The sequence below is a fragment of the Vogesella alkaliphila genome (assembly GCF_014652475.1).
Lineage (GTDB): Bacteria > Pseudomonadota > Gammaproteobacteria > Burkholderiales > Chromobacteriaceae > Vogesella > Vogesella alkaliphila.
On record NZ_BMYW01000001.1, the window covers coordinates 169,739 to 189,377 of the forward strand.

Sequence of the window (19,639 nt, forward strand, 5' to 3'; positions counted from 1 at the left end):
CATGAGCAAGGTGGTGGTGGTAGGCAGCATCAATATGGATCTGGTGGCGCTGGCGCCGCGCTTTCCGCAGCCGGGCGAGACCATCACCGGCGAGCGCTTCCTGACCCTGCCCGGCGGCAAGGGCGCCAACCAGGCGGTGGCGGCGCGGCGGCTGGGCGCCGAGGTGAGCATGGTGGGCAAGGTTGGCCGCGACGCCTTCGGCGGCGAGCTGCTGGCCGGGCTGCAGGCGGAGGGTGTCGACACCCGCCACGTCGGCGTGGCCGACGGTGTGGCCAGCGGGGTGGCGGTGATCACCGTCAGCGGCGGCGACAACCACATCGTGGTGATCCCCGGCGCCAACCACCGGCTGTTGCCGGCCGATATCGAGGCCGCCGCGGCCACCATCGCCGCCGCCGACGTGATCCTGACGCAGCTGGAAATTCCGCTGCCGACGGTGCGCGCGCTGCTGGCGCTGGCGGCGCGGCACCGCGTGCCGGTGATCCTCAACCCGGCGCCGGCGCTGGCCCTGCCGCAGGACATCATCGACGGCGCGACCCTGCTGACGCCGAACGAGCACGAGCTGGCGCTGCTGCTGCGGCGCGAGGGCGAGAGTGTCGAGTCGCTGCTGGCCGCGCTGCCGGGCAAGGTGGTGATGACGCACGGCAAGCAGGGCGCCTGGCACGCGCGCGCCGACGGCAGCCTGCACCACCAGCGCGGCTTCGCGGTGACGGCGGTGGACAGCACCGGCGCCGGCGACACCTTCAATGGCGCGCTGGCCGCCTTCCTGCCGCAGGGGGTGGAGACGGCGATGCGGCTGGCCGCCGCCGCCGGTGCACTGGCGGTGACCCGGGTCGGCGCCCAGGGCGGCATGCCGACGCTGGCCGAGCTGCAGGCCTTCCTGACGGCGCAGGATGCGGCGGGGAATTGATCCAGCGCAATTCCCCGGCCGGCGCGGATTGCTAGAGTGTCGCCTTCCGATGCCTGGGTCATAGGCAGTCATGGAGGTCACAATGGAAAAAATCCGCATTGCCATGGTGGGGGCCGGTGAAACCGGGACGCCACTGCTCAAGCAGCTGCTGGCTGCGCCGTTTGTCGAACTGGTCGGTGTCGCGGAGCTGAATCTCGCGTTGCCGGGCATCGCGATCGCGCGCGCGGCGGGGGTGCCGGTCACCGATAACTTCATCGAGCTGGCCGAGCAGGGCGAACGCATCGACATCATCATCGACCTCACCGGCTCGCGCAAAGTCCGCGAGGACCTGCGCCGTTTCATGCAGTTCGCCGGGAACAGCCACACGGTGATCATGCACGAACGCATCGCGCTGCTGATGATGTCGCTGTCGGCCGGGGCGCTGGTGGCGACCCGTCACGAGTCGCTGTCCTACTGAGTTTCGCAGTGCACGCATCAAAAAAGGGAGGCCGAGGCCTCCCTTTTCCTTTGTGTGCCGCCGCCGTTCAGGCGCACGATTTGGCGTAGCTGGCGCGGTGGATGTCGCGCACCTCCACGCAGCGCTGCAGCGCGACGCCGGCCGGGGCCGCGACCTGCGTGTCCAGCACCTGCAGCAGCGCCGCCGACAGCGCCTGTTTCACGCTGTCGCTGCGACCGGACAGCAGGTCGAGGCGGACGTGCACAAAGGCGTGGCCGCCGTCGGCCTCGCCCACCAGGTAGTCGTCCAGCCGCAGTGCGCGGCTCTTGATGTCCAGCGCCTCGAACTGGCCGCTGGCGATGAGCGCGGCATTGAGCGCGTGCAGCAGCGGGCGGATGGCAACATGATCGAGATTGGCGCTGTATTCGGTAGTCAGGTGCGGCATGGGGGCTTTCCGGCCTTGCGGCCAACGTTGGGATGGATCAGGACTGGTGTTGCAGCAGCGGCGCGCCGTCGCGGAACAGGATCATTTCGCCGGCCTGCATCGCCGTCCACTGTTCGTTGTCGGTCAGCGGCACGGTGGCGATCACCGCGACGCGGTCGTTGGGGGTGGTCACGGTGGCAAAATCGACGGTGACGTCCTCGTCGACCAGGTGCGCGGCCGGGAACGGCGCTTGGCGCACGATGTAGTGCAGCTTGGTGCTGCAGTGGGTGATCAGCCAGTCGCCATTGGACAGCATGAAGTTGAAGACGCCGTGGCCGTGCAGCTCGGCGGTCAGGCGCGCGATCTCGGCAAACAGCGTGGCGGTGTCCGGCGGCGTGCACCACTTGGCGCGCAGCGCTTCCATGATGTAGCAGAACGCGGCCTCGGAATCGGTGCTGCCCACCGCGTTGTAGTAGCAGCCGGGGCGGGCGTGGAAATCCTTCAGGTCGCCGTTGTGGGCAAAGATCCAGTACTGGCCCCAGATCTCGCGCTGGAACGGGTGGCAGTTGGCGAGGTTGATCACGCCCTGCGTCGCCTTGCGGATGTGCGCGATCACGTTTTGCGACTTGATCGGGTACTGCCGCACCAGCGCCGACACCGGCGAATCCGCCGACGGCTTGTCGTCGATGAACAGGCGCACGCCCTTGCCCTCGAAAAAGGCGATGCCCCAGCCATCGGCGTGATGGTCGGTCAGCCCGCCGCGGCGGTGGAAGCCCTCGAAGGAAAACAGGATGTCGGTCGGGGTATTGCAGTTCATGCCGAGCAGCTGGCACATGGTGAGTCCGTTTCTGCGGTGTTGCCGGGTAATGGATAGGGCCTGTTCCCGCTTGTTTCATCGTGGCACAGGCCGGAGAAGGCTTCAAATGCAAGGCGGAGGGGGCCGCGCTTGGTGATTCCAAGCGCAAACCCGACAACGCCGCAGTTGATGGCTTATCCGGCCTGTCCTTCGGGGCCGGCTTTGCCCTGTGCATCGCTTTGTCAAACGCCCCTGGCAGGGAATAACCCTGCGGCGGGCCGTTTTTCGCGCGCAGCATCCGGGCAAAACCGGCCGCCGCGATGAAATAAGCGTGAACAGGCCCTTATTGTTTCACGCAGCGGCACGTGCGCCAAGCCTGTTGCCGCGCCGGATGCAGGCAGGGCTTGCAATTTCCAGTAAAATCACCACCTTTGCTTTCTTTTCCGGGGGAGATGGCGATGACCACCATCGTGGTAGTACGCAAGAACGGGCAGATCGCCATCGCGGCAGACAGCCAGACCACGTTTGGCGACGACCAGCGCTTGCCGGCGGCCTATGACGTGTTCCACGACAAGATCTTCCGCCTAGGCGACAGCTACCTGTCCATTGCCGGCTCGGCGGCGCACGACCTGGTGCTGCAGGGCGCGCTGAAGGGCCTGAAATCGCGCAACCTGTCCAGCCGCAGCGGCCTGTTCGAGACCTTTCGCAAGATCCACCCCAAGCTGAAAGACCACTTTTTCCTGCGCCCGGAAGAAGACGAGGAAGACCCGTACGAGTCCAGCCAGATGATGGTGCTGGTCGCCAATGGCCACGGCATCTTCGGCGTCTACCCGATGCGCGAGGTGTACGAATTTTCCCGTTTCTGGGCCATCGGCTCCGGCCGCAAGTTCGCGATGGGTGCGATGCACGCGCTGTACGACAGCGCACTGGACGCCAAGGCGATCGCCGAGGCGGCGGTGCGTGCCGGCGCCGAATTCGACGCCAGCAGCGCGTTGCCGATGTCGCTCTACACTGTTTCGATTGATGAGGATTCTGACAAATGAACCAAGCCGATACCCTGCAGCGCTTCCTGTTCGACGGTGTGCCGGTCCGCGGCGCGCTGGTGCGCCTGGACGGCGCCTGGCAACAGGTGGTGACCCGCCACAACTACCCGGCGGCGGTGCGCCACGTGCTGGGCCAGATGATCGCCGCCAGCAGCCTGCTCGCGGCCAACCTCAAGTTCGACGGCACGCTGATCATGCAGCTGCACGGCAAGGGCGCGCTGCGCCTGGCGGTGGCCGAGTGCACCAACGAGCGCACCGTGCGCGCCACCGCGCGCTTCGACGCGGCCATCACCGACGCGCCGCTGGCCGAGCTGCTGGGCGAGGGCGGCACCTTCGTGGTGACGCTGGAGCCGAAAGAGGGTGAGCCGTGGCAGGGCATCGTGGCGCTGGAGGGCGACAGCATCGCGCAGATGCTGGAGAACTACATGCAGCGCTCCGAGCAGCTGGACACCCGCCTGATCCTGGCCTGCAACGACGACACCGCCGCCGGCCTGTTGCTGCAGCGCCTGCCGGACGGCCACGGCGACGTCGAAGGTTGGCCGCACGTGGTGGCGCTGGCCGACACCCTGCAGCAGGACGAGCTGCTGGCGCTGGGCGCCGACGACATCCTGTACCGGCTGTATCACCAGGAAACGGTGCGCGTGTTCGATCCGGAAGCGGTCAGCTTTGCCTGCAACTGCAGCGAGGAGCGCGTCGGCGAGATGCTGAAGCTGCTCGGCGGCCAGGAGGCGGCCGACGTGGTGCTGGAGCAGGGCAGCATCGAGATCGGCTGCGAGTATTGCGGCCAACGTTATGTGTTCGACGAAGACGACGTCAACCGCCTGTTCAACTTCGACGTGATGGCCGCGGTGCGCGAAGCGCGCCACTGAGCCGCAGCTTGGTCGCACAAAAAAACCGGACGCCAGCGTCCGGTTTTTTCATGGCCATCGCGCGGCAACGCCCACACGGTCATGCATCAGTGGTGCAGCTGGTGGTGCATGCCGTCGACCCAGTCCTCGAACTCGGTCGTGTCCATGCCCAGATAGGCGACGATATCGTCGGCGCGCTCGCGCCAGGCGCCGTCGCCATTATGGTCGGTACTGGTGCGCCACACGTACTGCGCCGCGCGCGCCACCGCCACCATCATCATGTGCTCGTGGTCCAGCAGCGGCTCGCTGCCGACCTGGAACAGCTCCGGCTGGTGTTGCAGCAGGATGGCCTGGCAGAACGACTCCGGCATGTTCCAGGTGCGCGCCACCAGGTAGCCGACGATGTCGTGGCTGGTGTTGTGGAATTCCTGCTCGATCTTGCTGATCTGGCGGTCGCGCGCCTGGCCGATCAGGCGCAGCGTGCGTTCGTAGCGCGCATCGCGCATCAGCAGCACCGCGATGCCGCAGCTGCGGAACAGCGCGAAGCTCTGGCACTCCTCCGCCGGCCGGCCCAGGCGTTCGCACAGCGCCGCGGCGATGGCCGCCTCCTGCATGCTGCGCTCCCAGAACTGCTCGATCGCCGGCGGCGATTCCGCGGTCAGCGCCAGGCGCAGCAGCAGGCCGCTGACCAGGGTGATGGTGTTGCGGGAGCCCAGCAGGCTGACCGCCTGCTGCACCGAGGTGATGTTGCGCTGGCTGCCGAACAGCGGGCTGTTGGCGGCCTTGAGGATGGCCGCCGACAGGCCGATGTCGGTGGCGATCAGCCCGGCGACGTCCAGCAGGCTCATCTCCGGATCGCTGCGCAGCGCGGCGAGCTGATCCAGCAGCGCCGGGCGCGGCGGAATCACCAGGTTGCGCACCAGCGCGGCGGTGGTGTCTTGGTCGAAATGGGGAACCTTCATGTTGCGGCTGCTTATGGTGGGGTGGGCAAAGGGCAATGCCGCACAGTGTACCCGTGTTCAGCCGTGGCGCAGCAGGGCAATGGTCGAATCTTGACATGCGTCAGGATGGGCGGTGACGCGCAGGATGTGCTGCATCGCCGGATGCGGCGGGCGGTGCACCGCGATGCCCTGCTGCAACAGCGCCTTTTGCCGCTGCAGCGCGCTGTCGGCGTCCGGGTACACGATGCAGACGAAGTTGGTGTGCGACGGCAGCACCGTCAGCCCGCCGTCACGCAGTGCGCCGGCCAGTTGCTCGCGCAGCAGGCAGGTGTCGCGGATGATGGTGTCGGCGCAGTGCGGCGCGTCCAGCACCGCCACCGCCGCCGCCTGCGCGAAGCTTGAGACGGCGAACTGGGTGCGGATCTGGTCGGCCTTGGTGATCCACTCTTCCGGCGCGATGGCGTAGCCGACGCGCAGCCCGGCGAGGCCGTGCGCCTTGGACAGCGTGCGCAGGCGCACGGTGTTGGCCAGCACGCCCTGGCGCTCGGCGGCGGCGCAGAAGTCGACGTAGGCCTCGTCCAGCAGCAGCAGGGTGTCGTCGGCCAGCGCGGCGCGCAGGCCGGCGACGGCGTCGCGCGGGTGGAAGGTGCCGGTCGGATTGTCCGGGTTGGCGAGGTAGACCAGCACCGCCTGGTGCGCGTTGGCGGCGGCGGCCAGCGCCGGCAGGTCGTTGACCGGCACGCCGTCCTGCTCGGTATACGGTACCTCGACGATCTCGGCGCCGACGCCCTCGGCGAAGTAGCGGAAGGTGGGGTAGGTGCCGGCGGTGCACACCACCACGTCGCCGGGCGACACCCGCGCGCGCAGGAACAGCGCGATCAGGCTGTCGGCGCCGGCGTCGACCACCACGTTGGCCGCGTCCACGCCGTTCAGCGACGCGGCGCGCTCGCGGATGGCGGTGGCGTACGGGTCCGGATACAGCCGCGCCAGCTCGTACAGCGCCTCGCCCCACTGCGTCGCCAGCGGGTGGCCGGCGATCGGCATGCTCTCGTTGGAGCCGATGCGCGACACGATGCGGCGGCCGATGGCGGCCTCCAGCCGTGGCAGGCCCTGGAACGGGTTGACGATGGTGCGCTGTTGCAGATGGCGGGCGTAGCGGGTCATGGCGGGCTCCGGTAAAAACGACAATGGCGTTTACCTTACGTTAAGGGCAGCCCGAAATCCAGCGCCGGCTTAGACGGATTATTCCTGAGCAAAGAACGATTGCAGCGTTGCGGCCAGGCTTGCCGGCTGCTCCCACTGCACCATATGGCCGGCGTCGGCGATGACGGTTTCGCGCAGGTCGGCAAAGCAGGCGCGGCGCTCGTCCAGGGTGTCGAACACGCCCTTGGCCATCGGGTGATCCCACATCTCGCCGCCGATCACCCACTGCACCGGGCAAGCGATGCGGCGCCAGCAGGCCTTGGCCTCTTCCAGCCGGTACAGCACCGGGTTGACCATCTTGTGGCGCGGATCGGCGCGGTAGCTCAGCGCGCCGTCGCGCTGCGTGGTCAGCGCCCGCGCCATGAAGGCGGCCCGCTCGGCACTCAGGTGCGGGTTGCGCTCCTGCAGCCGGCGTGCCACCGCCGCCAGCGAGGTCAGCGGCTGGTAGGCCGGCGGCTGCTGCTTCTCGCGCAGCCAGCGCGCGTAGCGGCCCGGCGCCTCTTGTGCGCGGCTGTCGGCGAGGCCGAAGCCCTCCACCAGCGCCAGCCGCGCCACCCGCTCCGGGCGGATGCCGGCGTACAGGCCGCCGACCATGGCGCCCATGCTGTGGCCGACCACGTTGGCCGCCGCCTGCGGGCTGTAGTGCTGCAGCAGCGCGTCGAGATCGGCGAGGTAGTCGGCGCTGTAGTAGCTGCCGCTGTTCCAGCCACTGTCGCCGAAGCCGCGCCAGTCCGGGGCGATGATCTGCCACGCGGGCATCAAGTCGGCGACGAACTGGAAGGTCAGCGCGCAATCCATCCAGCCGTGCAGCATGAACAGCGCCGGCGCGTCGGCCTCGCCCCAGCGCAGCACGTGGCAGGGATGGCCGTTGAGGTGGTGATGTTCGCTGCGCGGCAGGCGCAGCGGCTGGTAGCAGTCGGGCATGGTGAGCATCCGGGGCAGTCCGGGGGGATTGACGCCCCGTAGTGTAGCGGCTGGCATCCGGCCTGCCGAGTGCCGCCGCTTGCGGCCAACGTTGGCCGCAAGCGGCGGCCCGGCGCGCAAATACAGCGGCGGCGGTTTTTGATAGCATGGAGGCCTTGTCCGTGCCGGCCGTCCTTGCCGGCGCGGCGTTCACTCAGCCGGGAACAGATGTGCCGATCATGAAAAACAGTGGCGAGGCGCCGGATGGCGGCGCGGTGGTCAAGCAAAAGCGCAAGAACAACCCGGAGGGCATGAAGAAAAGCATACTCGACGCCGCGGTGAGCGAGTTCGCGCTGACCGGTTTCAGTGGCACTACGCTGGACGCCATCGCCGAGCGTGCCGGCACCATCAAGCGCATGGTGGTGTACTACTTCCACAGCAAGGAAGAGCTGTACATCGCGGCGCTGGAGCGCTGCTACGGCGAGATCCGCGACATCGAAACCGGGCTGGACCTCGCCGAGCTGTCGCCGGTGGACGCCATCATCCGGCTGGCGGAGTTCACCTTCGACTACCACGCCACGCACACCGACTTCATCCGCCTGGTCAGCATCGAGAACATCCACCACGGCAAGTTCATCGCGCAGTCGTCGAAGATCAAGTCGCTGAACCGCAGCATCATCGAGGTGCTCGACGACGTGCTGGCGCGCGGCAAGGCGGCGGGCGTGTTCCGCCCCGAGGTCGACGCCACCGACCTGCACATGCTGATCAGCTCGCTGTGCTTCTTCCGTGTCGCCAACCGCTACACCTTCCAGACCATCTTCGGCCGCGACATGGTGAGCGAGGCGTCGCGCGAATCGCACCGCAAGATGCTGGTGGAGGCGGTACTGGCCTATCTGCGGCCGCCGGCCTGAGCCAGGCAAGCACCCATGAAAAAACACCGTCCCCATGGGGACGGTGCTTTTTTTACGACGTCAGCGCGGTGCCGGCTACGGCTCACCCCGCCTCAACGGCACTCGAACAGCATCAGCCCGGCGGCGGTGTTGGAGATCGGGATGTGGTAGTTGCGGTGCCGCTCCACCACCTCGCCCGGCAGCGCGCCGCGGGTGGTCAGCCACATCAGCAGCTCCACGCCCTGGGTGCCGGTCTGCTCCACCAGCTCCTCGTTGCTGTACTGCGTCGCCCATTTCGGCGCGGTGCTGAGGCTGTCCATGAACTGCAGGTCGAAGGCCTTGTTGATGAAGCCGGCGCGCTCGCCGTCCAGCTGGTGCGACAGGCCGCCGCTGCCGATCACCACCACCTTCAGCTCCTCCGGCCACGACGCCACCGCGCGTGCGATCGCCTCGCCCAGCTTGTAGCAGCGGGCGGCCGACGGCAGCGGGTACTGCACGGTGTTGATGCACACCGGGATGGTGCGCACCGGCGGGGTCTCGTGCTCGGGCCACAGCAGCTTCATCGGCAGCGAGAAGGCGTGATCGACCAGCATTTCCTGGCAGGTGGTGATGTCGAACTCGTCGGCTACCAGGCTGTTGATCAATCGCCACGACAGCTCGGCGTCGCCGGCGAACGGCGGCAGAGTGGGAATGCCCCAGCCTTCGTCGGCATTGCAGTACTGCGCCGCCGCGCCGACGGCGAAGGTGGGCATCTTGTCGAGGAAGAAGTTCAGCCCGTGGTCGTTGTAGATCACGATCGCCACGTCCGGCTTCACCTCGTCCAGCCACTTTTGCACCGGGGCGAAACCGTCGAAGAACGGCTTCCAGTACGGGTCTTGCTGCAGGTTCTGCGCGATGGCGCGGCCGATGGCCGGAACGTGTGAAGTGGTAATGCCGCCTACGATTTTTGCCATGATTATTTCCCTGCCTCCAGCAACATCTGTTTGAACGCTTCCTTGCTCATCCCTGTCTGCAACGCGCCGAGGTCCTGCACGTCCAGCCCGAGGATGCCGGCGAACTTGGCCAGGTAGTAGACATTGCCGCCGGCCGCCAACAGGCCCAGCACGTCGCGCTCGTGCACCACGCGGCACTGCTCGGCGTTCAGGCCGTAGCGCCGGCAGTAGCCGGCCTCGTCGGCGGCGAAGGCCTGGCGGTTGGCCGCGTCGTTGAAGGAAAAGCACATCTTGTTGAGGGCGTAGCCCTTCATGGCCATGTCCCCATCGAACAGATAGGTGCCCGGCACGTTGAAACCGCTGGCTTGCGTCACGGTGTTTCTCCTTGTTACCACTTGGTGTGATGCGTAGTATCCGCAAAGCAATAACCCGGATAAACACAGGGACTCTCATAGAACTCATGAGCGATTTCGATTATTCGCACCTCGACGGCAAGCTGCTGCAGCTGCTGCTGGCCATTCTCGAGGCGCAATCGATTACCGGCGCGGCGCAGCGGCTGGGGGTGACGCAGTCGGCGGTATCGCACCTGCTGGGCAAGCTGCGGCAGATCACCGGCGACCCGCTGTTCGTGAAATGCGGCCGCGGCATAGTGCCCACCGCGCGCGCCGAGGCGCTGGCGCTGCACGCACGGCTGCTGCTGGACGACATGCGCCGCTTTGCCGCCGGCGACGAGTTCCACCCCGCCACGCTGCATACCACCTTCAGCATTGCGGCCAACGATTTCCAGCGCGATCTGCTGCTGCCGCCGCTGCTGCAGCGGCTCCGCCGGCAGGCGCCGGGCGTACGGCTGCGGGTGCTGCCGTCCGACGTGCCGCGTGCCGAGATGCTGCGCGAGGGCGACTGCCAGCTGGTGATCTCGCCGCGCCCGCCGGACGCCAGCGACATCCTGCACAAGCGGCTGTTCGAGGATGACTACCGGGTGTTCTACGATGCTGCCGTGCGCGAGGCGCCGCTGCGGCTGGCGGACTACCAGGCGGCCGAGCACGTCAGCGTGCTGTACAACCCGCGCCGTATGCTGGATGTGGATCAGCAGCTGGCGGCACGCGGCATTGAGCGGCGCTTTGCGGTAACGGTGCCGTCGTTTGCCGGCATCCCGGCCTTTCTGCAGGGCAGCGACATGCTGGCCACCCTGCCCGGCCTGCTGGCACGCAGCCTGATGCAGGGCTTTGCGCACTGCCCACTGCCGGCCAGGGTTGGCCGCATGCCGATGTACATGATCTGGCACCTGAAGCATCGCCACGACCCGGCGCACAGCTGGCTGCGCGGCGAGCTGGAGCAGGTAGTGGCCGAGGTGCTGGCGGATAGCCAGCAGGCGTAAAAAAGCCCGCCGATGGCGGGCGAGGCAGAGCAAAACAACGGGCCGGTCAGCCGGCAAATTCCTCGGTGTCGATCTCGGCCTGGGTAGCGGCGTTGTAGCGCGCGCCGGCCACCGCGCCACGGGCGAACAGCGCTTCCAGCCGCTGCAGCGTATCCACGCCGGGCTGGATGCCGGCGGCGGCCACGTTTTCCAGCAGGTGGGCGATGCTGGTGGTGCCGGGTATCGGGATCACATGCTCGCCACGCGTCAGCAACCAGGCCAGTGCCAGCTGCGCCGGGGAGCAGCCGGCCTCGGCGGCAATGGCGCGGAACTCGGACAGCAGCGCCAGGTTGGCCGCATGGTTTTCGCTGCTGAAGCGCGGCATGGCGCGGCGGATGTCCTTGCCGTCCAGCGCCGCCAGCGTTGCCAGGTCCGGCAGGCCGTCGGCCAGGAAGCCTCGGCCCAGCGGGCTGAAGGCGACAAAGGCCACACCCAGCTGGCGGCAGGCCTGCAGCACGGCGATTTCCGCATTGCGCGTCCACAGCGAATACTCGGTCTGCAGCGCGGCGATCGGGTGTACAGCATGGGCGCGGCGCAGGGTGTCGGCCGATACCTCGGACAGGCCGATGCTGCGGATCTTGCCTTCGCGCACCAGTTCGGCCAGCGCGCCCACGCTGTCCTCGATCGGCACCTGCTTGTCCCAGCGATGCAGGTAGTACAGGTCGATGACCTCGGTGCGCAGCCGGCGCAGCGCGTCTTCGCAGGTGCGTTTGAGCGTGGCCGGCCGGCCGTCGATCACCCGCTTACCGTCTACTCCGGTCATGCCGCACTTGCTGGCCAGGGTGAGGCGGCTGCGGTGCGGCGCCAGTACGCGGCCAACTAGCTCCTCGTTGGCGCCAAAACCGTACAGCGCGGCGGTATCGAACAGGGTGATGCCGGCGTCCAAAGCCGCCAGCAACAGCGCCTCGGCCTGCTCCGGCGCCGGCGGCGTGCCGTAGGCGTGGCTGAGATTCATGCAGCCGAGGCCAATGGCCGAGACGGTGAACGGGCCGAGTTGTCGCTGTTGCATGGCGTACTTCCTTACAGCGCGGCGTTCAGCTGCTGTTCCAGCTTGGCCAGAACCTGGTAGCACGGCAGCACCTTGGCCACCGACGCGTTCGGCTCGCGGCCTTCGCGGATGGCGGCGAAGAATTCGCGGTCCTGCAGCTCGATGCCGTTCATCGACACATCCACTTTCGAGACATCGATCTGCTCTTCCTTGCCGTTGTACAGGTCGTCGTAGCGGGCGATGTAGGTGGCGGAATCGCCGATGTAGCGGAAGAACGTCCCCAGCGGGCCATCGTTGTTGAACGACAGGCTCAGGGTGCAGATGGCACCGTTGGCCGCCTTCAGCTGGATGGACATGTCCATGGCGATGCCCAGTTCCGGGTGGATCGGGCCCTGGATGGCATTGGCCTGCACGATGGGGCTGCCGGCCTGGTAGGTGAACAGGTCCACGGTGTGGGCGGCATGGTGCCACAGCAGGTGGTCGGTCCAGCTGCGCGCCTGACCGAGCGCGTTCATATTGGTGCGGCGGAAGAAGTAGGTCTGCACATCCATCTGCTGGATATTGAACTCGCCAGCCTGCACCTTGCGGTGCACGTACTGGTGGCTGGGGTTGAAGCGGCGGGTATGGCCCACCATGGCCACCAGGCCGGTCTGCTGCTGCAGCGCTACCACCGCCTCTGCATCGGCCAGGCTGTCGGCCAGCGGAATCTCCACCTGCACGTGCTTGCCGGCTCGCAGGCACTGCATCGCCTGCTCGGCGTGCACCTGGGTGGGGGTGCACAGGATCACCGCGTCCACTTCCGGCAGCGCCAGCGACTCGGCCAGGTCGGTGGCCACGTGCGGAATGCCGTACTTGTCGGCCACTTCCTTGGTGGCGTCGAAACGGCGGCCAACCAGCGATACCACTTCCACGCCGTCGATGTTCTTGATGGCATCCAGATGCTTGATGCCGAAGGCGCCGGCGCCGGCCAGCGCTACCTTGATGGTCTTGCTCATTGCTTGTTCTCCAGAATCAGATGACCCACGGCGGTGTTGGATGCCGGCACGTGGTAGAAGCGTTGTTTCACCTCCGGCGCCGGGCCGCCGGCGACGTCGCTCATCGCGCCGCGCGCGATCAGCCACATCACCAGCTCGATGCCCTCGGAGCCGGCTTCGCGCACGTAGTCGATGTGCGGCAGCTGAGCGAGACCGGCCGGGTCGGCGATCAGGCGGTCGAGGAAGGCGTTGTCCCATTCCTTGTTGATCAGGCCGGCGCGCGGGCCCTGCAGCTGGTGGCTCATGCCGCCGGTGCCCCAGATCTGCACGTTGAGGTCGCCGTCGAACGACTCCACCGCGCGGCGGATGGCCTGTCCCAGCTGGAAGCAGCGGCGGCCGGACGGCACCGGGTACTGCACCACGTTGACGGCGAACGGAATCACCGCGCACGGCCACGCGCCATGTTGAGGGTCCTGCTGGCCGAACATCAGCGACAGCGGCACGGTCAGGCCGTGGTCCACGTCCATCTTGTTGACGATGGTGAGGTCAAAGTCGTCCTGGATCACGCTTTGCGCGATGTGGGCCGCCAACTGCGGATGGCCGATGACCTTGGGCACCGGGCGCGGGCCCCAGCCTTCATCGGCCGGCTGGTATTCGGCACCGGTGCCGATGGCGAAGGTCGGAATGAAATCCAGACTGAAAGCAGTAGCGTGGTCGTTGTAGACCAGGAAGATCACGTCCGGCTTCTGCTCCTTGATCCACTCCTTGCCGTAGTCGTAGCCGGCAAACACCGGCTGCCAGTACGGCTCCTGCGCCTTGCCCAGATCCAGTGCCGCGCCGATGGCCGGCACGTGCGATGTGTAAACGCTCGCGGTAATGCGTGCCATATCAGTTGCTCCCCTTGCTCTTGCCTTGCGGCTGGTGCTGCGGCTGGGCGTCGCCGTCTTCGCCCAGATAGCGGTTGCCTTCTGCCGAGCGGCCGCCGCCCAGCATCATGTCGCGGTATTCCTCTTCCGTCATGCCGGTCATGCTGCCGGCCATCTGCTGGAAGCTCTTGCCGTCGGTGGCGCCGATCTTGGCCAGGAAGTAGATGTTGCCGCCCAGCGCGATGCAGCGGTTCAGGTCGCGGTCCAGCACCGCCTGCTTCTGCTCCTCGCTCATCGCCCATTCGTCGAGATAGGCGCGCTCGTCGGCCTTGAAACGGGCGCGATTGTCGGCCTTCATCAGCGACATGCAGAACTGGTTCAGCCAGTAGCCCTTGCGCGATTGCTCGGCATCGAAAATGGTGGTGCCGGGCAGGTCCAGATACGGTTTGTTCAATGCCATGATTTACGCTTCCTGTGTTTCTTCCGGCCAGTACAGGCGCATCGGGTTGGCCACCAGCAGCTGGTGTTGCAGCTCGGCGGTGGGGGCGATGTGCGGGATGAAGTCCACCAGCAGGCCGTCGTCCGGCATGTGGTCCTTCAGGTTCGGGTGCGGCCAGTCGGTGCCCCACAGTACCCGATCCGGGAATTCTTCGACTACCCGGCGTGCAAATGGCACCACGTCACGGTAGGCGGCCTGCTCGCCGTCCAGCGCGCGCGGGCCGGTCAGCGACAGCCGTTCCGGGCAGCTGACCTTGCTCCACACGTTCGGATTGTCGCGCATGAACTTCAGGAACAGCTCGAATTCCGGGCCGTCCACCGGTTTGCTCACGTCCGGACGGCCCATGTGGTCCACCACCACGGTGGTGGGCAGGCCGCTGAAGAAGTCCCACAGCTCCGGCAAGTCCACCGCTTCAAAATAGATCACCACGTGCCAGCCGAAGCGGGCGATACGGGAGGCGGTCTCCATCAATTCGTCCTTGGGGGTGAAATCCACCAGCCGCTTGACGAAGTTGAAGCGCACGCCGCGCACGCCGGCGTCGTGCATCGCCTGCAGCTCCTCGTCGCTCACGCTGCGACGTACCGTCGCCACGCCACGTGCCTTGCCGTCGGAATGCAGCAGCGCATCCACCAGCGCGCGGTTGTCGGCGCCGTGGCAGGTGGCCTGTACGATCACGTTGCGGGCAAAGCCCAGCCGGTCGCGCAGCGCAAACAGCTGCTGCTTGCTGGCGTCGCACGGGGTGTACTTGCGTTCCGGCGCGTACGGAAACTCTTCGCCGGGGCCGAACACGTGGCAGTGGGCGTCCACCGCGCCGGCCGGCAGCTGGAACCTGGGTTGGCTCGGGCCCTGGTACCAGTCCAGCCAGCCCGGGGTTTTCTGAAATTGCATGATTCTGTCCTTGAACTCAAGGTTGGCCGCATGCGGCCAACCTTGCGGCGTGGCGCCGCTTCAGTCGATGTAGCGCAGGCCGGCTTTTGCCAGCGGTTCGCGCATCTGGTACATGTCCAGGCCCAGCACGCCGGCGGCCAGCTTGGCGCGCTTCTCGCCCTCGAAGCTCTCGCGCTTCTCGGCGGCGTCGGCCACCTGCTGCGCGATGGCGGCCGGCACCACCACCACGCCGTCCACGTCGGCAATCACCACGTCGCCCGGGTTCACCAGCGCGCCGGCGCAGATCACCGGGATGTTCACCGAACCCAGCGTGGCCTTGATGGTGCCCTTGGCGTTGATCGCCTTGGAGAACACCGGGAAGCCCATTTTTTCCAGTTCTTCCACGTCGCGCACGCCGCCGTCGATGATCAGCCCCTTCGCTCCGCGTGCCTGGAAGCTGGTGGCCAGCAGGTCGCCGAAGAAGCCGTCCTCGTTGTCGGTGGTGCAGGCGGCGACCGCCACATCGCCCGGCTGCAGCTGCTCGGCGGCCACGTGCATCATCCAGTTGTCGCCCGGCTGCAGCAGCACGGTGACGGCGGTGCCGCAGATCCTGGCGCCGTGGTACACCGGGCGCAGGTACGGCTTCATCAGGCCGACGCGGCCCATGGCTTCGTGAATGGTGGCGACGCCGAACTGTGCCAGCTTGGCGACGGCGGCCGGATCGGCGCGCTCGATATGGCGCTTGACCACGCCTAATTGATTCATGGCTTGTGTCATGGAGATGTCCTTACTTGCCCTTGGCCTTGAGTGCTGCGTCCAGACGCGAATACACGCGGCGGGCATTGCCTTCGTAGATCTGGTGACGCTCGTCGGTGGTCAGGTTGGCCGCCTCGATGTAACGCTTGGTGTCGTCGTAGTAGTGGCCGGTCTCCGGATCGATGCCGCGCACGGCGCCGATCATCTCGGAGGCGAACAGCACGTTGTCGACCGGGATCACGCGCGTCAGCAGGTCGATGCCCGGCTGGTGGTAGACGCAGGTGTCGAAGAAGATGTTGTTCAGCAGGTGGTCTTTCAGCAGCGGCTTTTTCAGCTCCTGCGCCAGGCCACGGAAGCGGCCCCAGTGGTAGGGCACTGCGCCGCCGCCGTGCGGAATCACGAACTTCAGCGTCGGGAAGTCCTTGAACAGGTCCGAGGTCAGGCACTGCATGAAGGCGGTGGTGTCCGCGTTCAGGTAGTGCGCGCCGGTGGTGTGGAACGCGCAGTTGCAGCTGGTGGAGACGTGGATCATCGCCGGGATGTCGTACTCCACCATCTTTTCGTAGATCGGGTACCACTGCTTGTCGGACAGCGGCGGGCTGGTCCAGTGGCCGCCGGACGGGTCCGGGTTGAGGTTGATGCCGACAAAGCCGTAGTCGTTGACGCACTTCTCCAGCTCCGGGATGCAGCTGGCCGGATCCACACCCGGGCTTTGCGGCAGCATGGCGGCGCCGATGAAGTGGTCCGGGAACAACTGTGAAACCCGGAAACACAGCTCGTTGCAGATCGCCGCCCAGGTGGACGAGGTGTTGAAGTCGCCGATGTGGTGCGCCATGAAGCTGGCACGCGGGCTGAAGATGGTCAGGTCGGCGCCACGCTCCTTCATCAGGCGCAGCTGGTTGCTCTCGATGGTGTCGATCAGCTCGTCGTCGCTGATCTTCAGCTCGGACACTTTCGGGCCCAGCTCCGGGGTTGCCAGGTTGTCGACCTGGCGCTTGCGCCAGTCTTCCAGCGCCTTGGGCGCGGTGGTGTAGTGGCCGTGGCAGTCGATGATCATGTCGGTTTCCTCTCGGTAGCAGGGGGGCGGCGCGCGGGCCGGGGCAGGTGGGGGCCCCGGCAGCCGCGGCGGTGATTAATGGCTTTGCGGCATGGCCTGCAGCGATACCTTGCCGCTGTCAGGATGGGCGCGCAGCTTGATGAACAGCGCGGTGGCGGCGATCAGGCCCGGGATGGCCAGCACCATGAACACCTGGTCGAAGCCCAGCTGGCGGCGCGCCAGTTCGGCCACCAGGAAGGAGCCGGCGATGCCGCCGAAGCGGCCGATGCCCAGCATCCAGGCCACGCCGGTGGCGCGGCCCTGGGTCGGGTAGAAGCCGGCGGCCAGTGCCGGCATCGACGATTGCGCGGTATTCATGATGGTGCCGGCGACGAATACCACCACCACCAGCAGGCCGACGCTGCCGGTCGCCTGGCCGATGGCGTAGATGGACGCGGCGGTGAGCAGGTAGCCGATGGCGATGATGCGGTCGGCGTTGAAGCGGTCCATCAGGTAACCGCAGAACACGGCGCCGATGCCGCCCAGCGGGAACAGCGCCGAAATCAGCATCGCCTGTTTCGGGGCGATACCGGCGTCCTTGAACAGGATGGGCATCCAGTTGACCAGCGCGTAGAAGATCACCAGGCCCATGAAGTAGGCCAGCCACAGCATCACCGAGCCGACGCGGTAGGACGGCGACAGCACCACGGCGAGGCCGCTCTTGCCGGCGGCGACGGCGCGGGTTTCGGACAGGGAGAAGGACGCGGCCTCGCTGGCGCTGGCGGAGATGCGGCTCAGCACGGCCTGGATGCGGGCGTGGTCATGGCCCTTGGCCACCATGTAGCGCACCGATTCCGGCAACAGCAGCAGCAACACGACCAGCAACAGCAGCGGCGACACGCCGCCGAATACCAGCACGCTGCGCCAGCCCCACTGCGGGATCATCCACGAGGCGAGGAAGCCGCCCAGCGCCGCGCCGAGCGGGAAGCCGCAGAACATGGCATTGGTCAGCAGCGAGCGGCGCGCGGTCGGGCAGTATTCGCTCATCAGCGTCACCGCGTTGGGCATCGCCGCGCCGAGGCCGATACCGGTGATGAAGCGCATCACGGTCAGGCTCTCAAGGTCGCCGGCAAAGCCGGAAAGCAGGGTGAACAGGCCCAGCACCAGCACCGAGCCGGTCAGCACCTTCTTGCGGCCGAGGCGGTCGGCCAGCGGGCCGGCCAGTAGCGCGCCGGCGGCGAGGCCGAACAGCGCGGCGCTGAGTACCGGCGCCAGCGCCGGCTTGCTGACGCCCCACTCCTGGATCAGCGACGGCGCGATATAGCCGATGGCGGCGGTATCGAAACCGTCCAGCAGCACGATGCAGAAGCACAGCGCGAAGGTAATCCACTGGAACCGCGAGAACGGATGGCGGTTGATGAACGCCTGCACATCAACAGATGGTTTGGTCATGGTCGTTATCTCTATGTTGCGTTTGGACTCGGAACCGCTCTGTGGCGGTCTGGCTGGGTAAAACGGTTGCCGGTTGCCGCGTGGCGGCGGGATCGTCCTCTCCTGTTGTTGTATAAGGATCGATCTGTGGATACGGCTTAACGCTGCCAGACGGCAGCCGGAATCATCACTTCGCCCTTCATGATCAGGCGCGCGGTGCGCAACAGCGCGGCGCGGGTCACGTTTTGCGGGTTGGCCGCATCGGTCTCCAGCTCCACCGAGAATTCGCCGGTCGGGTGTTCCACCGACACCACCTTGCGCTGGCCATCGCCGATGCGCGCGATGCCGTCGGTGATGGCGCCGTCCAGCACGCAGGCGGTGCCGACGGTCACCGCCGCCAGCACGCCGATGGCGTCGTGGCAGACATGCGGGATGAAGCTGCGGGTGGTCACGCTACCGGCGTCGCTGCGCGGCGGCGCGATCAGCGTCATCTTGGGATAGGTTTTCTTGCTGACATCACCCAGCCCCATCAGCTGGCCGCACTGCAGGCGCAGTGCCTCCAGCTTGCTCTTGAGCTCGGTGTCGGCATTCATCTCGGCCACGGTTTCGTAGCCGGTGCGGCCAACGTCGGCGGCGCGCAGCATCACCAGCGGCATGCCGTTGTCGATGCAGGTCACCTCGATGTCGCCGATGCCGGCCACGGTCACCACGTCACGCACCTTGCCGGTGGGTAGCAGGCCGGCGCACACCGAGCCGGCGGTATCGAGGAAATTGATGGTGATCGGCGAGGCGGTGCCGGGCACGCCGTCGATGCGGGCGTCGCCGTCGTAGCGCACCCGGCCGTTCGGGGTTTCCACCGTCACGTCGCAGGCCATGCCGGTATTCAGCGTCAGCACGCGGAAGGTGCTGGTGTCGCCCTGCGGCTGCAGCATGCCGGTCTCTAGCGCGAACGGCACCACGGCGGCCAGCATGTTGCCGCAGTTGGGGGTGGTATCGACGGTGTCCTTGTCCGGCGTGATCTGCGCGAACAGGAAGGTGAGGTCGATGCCGGGCGTGGTGCCCAGGGCCACGATGCCGACCTTGCTGGTCAGCGGGTTGGCGCCGCCGAGGCCGTCGATCTGGCGGCGGTCCGGCGAGCCCATCACGGCGAGCAGCACGCGGTTGCGCAGTTCAATGTCGGCGGGCAAATCCGCTGCGTTGAAGAACGGGCCGCGCGAAGTACCGCCGCGCATGAACAGGGTAGGGATAGAGGTCTGCATGCGGCCAGTATCTGCCGGCCGGTGATGCTGCAAAATATGGATGGCTAACTAGTAGATATAGCAGTTTGCTATGGGTTGAATCCGAGAAAAGCCGCCAGTCGCGGCGGCGTGTGCCGGGCTTGCTTTAGAACCTGTTCAAAGTCTCGCGAGCTAGAGCGAGACAAGGCGAAAACGGCTGAGGAAGCGGAGTTGACATGGGGTCAATGAGCATTCCGAAGGCGTT

Annotated in this window: 22 protein-coding genes; 6 read left to right on the forward strand and 16 right to left on the reverse strand. The window is 66.7% G+C overall.

The genetic code is table 11. The features are described 5' to 3' along the window. The first annotated feature begins 1 nt into the window (after position 1). Both rbsK and IE100_RS00820 read left to right on the forward strand, forming a co-directional pair. On the forward strand, positions 2-907 hold the full coding sequence (rbsK, locus tag IE100_RS00815) for a ribokinase (protein WP_189372159.1): 906 nt from the start codon (positions 2-4) through the stop codon (positions 905-907). A gap of 82 nt (positions 908-989) precedes the next feature. Beyond that, on the forward strand, positions 990-1,364 hold the full coding sequence (locus IE100_RS00820; RefSeq protein ID WP_189372160.1) for an oxidoreductase: 375 nt from the start codon (positions 990-992) through the stop codon (positions 1,362-1,364). A gap of 67 nt (positions 1,365-1,431) precedes the next feature. Here IE100_RS00820 and IE100_RS00825 read toward each other — a convergent pair whose 3' ends face one another. Together IE100_RS00825 and IE100_RS00830 are read right to left on the reverse strand one after the other, a co-directional pair. After that, positions 1,432-1,788, reverse strand: a complete 357-nt coding sequence (locus tag IE100_RS00825) for a 5-carboxymethyl-2-hydroxymuconate Delta-isomerase (protein ID WP_189372161.1) — start codon at positions 1,786-1,788, stop codon at positions 1,432-1,434. 37 nt (positions 1,789-1,825) lie between these two features. Beyond that, a complete protein-coding gene (locus tag IE100_RS00830) occupies positions 1,826-2,602 on the reverse strand; it encodes a class II glutamine amidotransferase (protein WP_189372162.1) in 777 nt (258 codons plus the stop codon). Between the two features lie 419 nt (positions 2,603-3,021). Here IE100_RS00830 and IE100_RS00835 point away from each other — a divergent pair, with 419 nt between their 5' ends. Together IE100_RS00835 and hslO are read left to right on the forward strand one after the other, a co-directional pair. Next, on the forward strand, positions 3,022-3,606 hold the full coding sequence (locus IE100_RS00835; protein WP_189372163.1) for an Ntn hydrolase family protein: 585 nt from the start codon (positions 3,022-3,024) through the stop codon (positions 3,604-3,606). After that, positions 3,603-4,475, forward strand: coding sequence for an Hsp33 family molecular chaperone HslO (gene hslO, locus IE100_RS00840; RefSeq protein ID WP_189372164.1), 873 nt, complete (start codon positions 3,603-3,605; stop codon positions 4,473-4,475). Before IE100_RS00835 ends, hslO begins: the two co-directional genes overlap by 4 nt. An 86-nt stretch (positions 4,476-4,561) precedes the next feature. Here hslO and IE100_RS00845 read toward each other — a convergent pair whose 3' ends face one another. The 3 genes from IE100_RS00845 to IE100_RS00855 form a co-directional block, all read right to left on the reverse strand. Beyond that, positions 4,562-5,416, reverse strand: a complete 855-nt coding sequence (locus IE100_RS00845) for an HDOD domain-containing protein (RefSeq protein ID WP_189372165.1) — start codon at positions 5,414-5,416, stop codon at positions 4,562-4,564. Positions 5,417-5,473: 57 nt separating this feature from the next. Then, a complete protein-coding gene (locus IE100_RS00850) occupies positions 5,474-6,559 on the reverse strand; it encodes a pyridoxal phosphate-dependent aminotransferase (RefSeq protein ID WP_189372166.1) in 1,086 nt (361 codons plus the stop codon). A gap of 78 nt (positions 6,560-6,637) precedes the next feature. Continuing rightward, a complete protein-coding gene (locus IE100_RS00855) occupies positions 6,638-7,531 on the reverse strand; it encodes an alpha/beta fold hydrolase (protein ID WP_189372167.1) in 894 nt (297 codons plus the stop codon). 209 nt (positions 7,532-7,740) lie between these two features. Here IE100_RS00855 and IE100_RS00860 point away from each other — a divergent pair, with 209 nt between their 5' ends. After that, entirely contained in the window at positions 7,741-8,412 is a 672-nt protein-coding gene (locus IE100_RS00860) for a TetR/AcrR family transcriptional regulator (protein WP_189372168.1), read from the forward strand. A gap of 92 nt (positions 8,413-8,504) precedes the next feature. Here IE100_RS00860 and IE100_RS00865 read toward each other — a convergent pair whose 3' ends face one another. Further along, positions 8,505-9,344, reverse strand: a complete 840-nt coding sequence (locus IE100_RS00865) for a class III extradiol dioxygenase family protein (protein WP_189372169.1) — start codon at positions 9,342-9,344, stop codon at positions 8,505-8,507. A 2-nt stretch (positions 9,345-9,346) separates the two neighbouring features. Continuing rightward, on the reverse strand, positions 9,347-9,697 hold the full coding sequence (locus IE100_RS00870) for a protocatechuate 4,5-dioxygenase subunit alpha (RefSeq protein ID WP_229800164.1): 351 nt from the start codon (positions 9,695-9,697) through the stop codon (positions 9,347-9,349). Between the two features lie 86 nt (positions 9,698-9,783). Between IE100_RS00870 and IE100_RS00875 the strand changes: the two genes are divergently transcribed. Next, a complete protein-coding gene (locus tag IE100_RS00875) occupies positions 9,784-10,701 on the forward strand; it encodes a LysR family transcriptional regulator (protein ID WP_189372170.1) in 918 nt (305 codons plus the stop codon). 46 nt (positions 10,702-10,747) lie between these two features. Here IE100_RS00875 and IE100_RS00880 read toward each other — a convergent pair whose 3' ends face one another. From IE100_RS00880 to IE100_RS00920, 9 genes are all read right to left on the reverse strand, one after another. After that, the gene (locus IE100_RS00880) at positions 10,748-11,749 is read right to left on the reverse strand and encodes an aldo/keto reductase (protein WP_189372171.1); all 1,002 of its coding nucleotides are present in this window, start codon (positions 11,747-11,749) and stop codon (positions 10,748-10,750) included. An 11-nt stretch (positions 11,750-11,760) separates the two neighbouring features. After that, positions 11,761-12,723, reverse strand: coding sequence for a Gfo/Idh/MocA family oxidoreductase (locus IE100_RS00885; RefSeq protein WP_189372172.1), 963 nt, complete (start codon positions 12,721-12,723; stop codon positions 11,761-11,763). After that, positions 12,720-13,589 (reverse strand): class III extradiol dioxygenase subunit beta, encoded by an 870-nt coding sequence (locus tag IE100_RS00890; protein ID WP_189372173.1) that lies wholly within the window; start codon positions 13,587-13,589, stop codon positions 12,720-12,722. The genes IE100_RS00885 and IE100_RS00890 overlap by 4 nt, the downstream gene beginning before the upstream one ends. A gap of 1 nt (position 13,590) precedes the next feature. Next, positions 13,591-14,028: a protocatechuate 4,5-dioxygenase subunit alpha gene (gene ligA, locus IE100_RS00895; protein WP_189372174.1), complete on the reverse strand. Its 438-nt coding sequence runs from the start codon at positions 14,026-14,028 to the stop codon at positions 13,591-13,593. Positions 14,029-14,031: 3 nt separating this feature from the next. Next, positions 14,032-14,955, reverse strand: coding sequence for an amidohydrolase family protein (locus tag IE100_RS00900; RefSeq protein ID WP_189372175.1), 924 nt, complete (start codon positions 14,953-14,955; stop codon positions 14,032-14,034). Positions 14,956-15,015: 60 nt separating this feature from the next. Then, positions 15,016-15,711: a 4-carboxy-4-hydroxy-2-oxoadipate aldolase/oxaloacetate decarboxylase gene (ligK, locus tag IE100_RS00905; protein ID WP_189372176.1), complete on the reverse strand. Its 696-nt coding sequence runs from the start codon at positions 15,709-15,711 to the stop codon at positions 15,016-15,018. 10 nt (positions 15,712-15,721) lie between these two features. Next, positions 15,722-16,747 (reverse strand): amidohydrolase family protein, encoded by a 1,026-nt coding sequence (locus IE100_RS00910; RefSeq protein ID WP_189372177.1) that lies wholly within the window; start codon positions 16,745-16,747, stop codon positions 15,722-15,724. Positions 16,748-16,822: 75 nt separating this feature from the next. Further along, positions 16,823-18,178, reverse strand: a complete 1,356-nt coding sequence (locus IE100_RS00915; protein ID WP_189372178.1) for an MFS transporter — start codon at positions 18,176-18,178, stop codon at positions 16,823-16,825. 137 nt (positions 18,179-18,315) lie between these two features. After that, on the reverse strand, positions 18,316-19,416 hold the full coding sequence (locus IE100_RS00920) for a 4-oxalomesaconate tautomerase (RefSeq protein ID WP_189372179.1): 1,101 nt from the start codon (positions 19,414-19,416) through the stop codon (positions 18,316-18,318). Between the last annotated feature and the right edge of the window lie 223 nt (positions 19,417-19,639).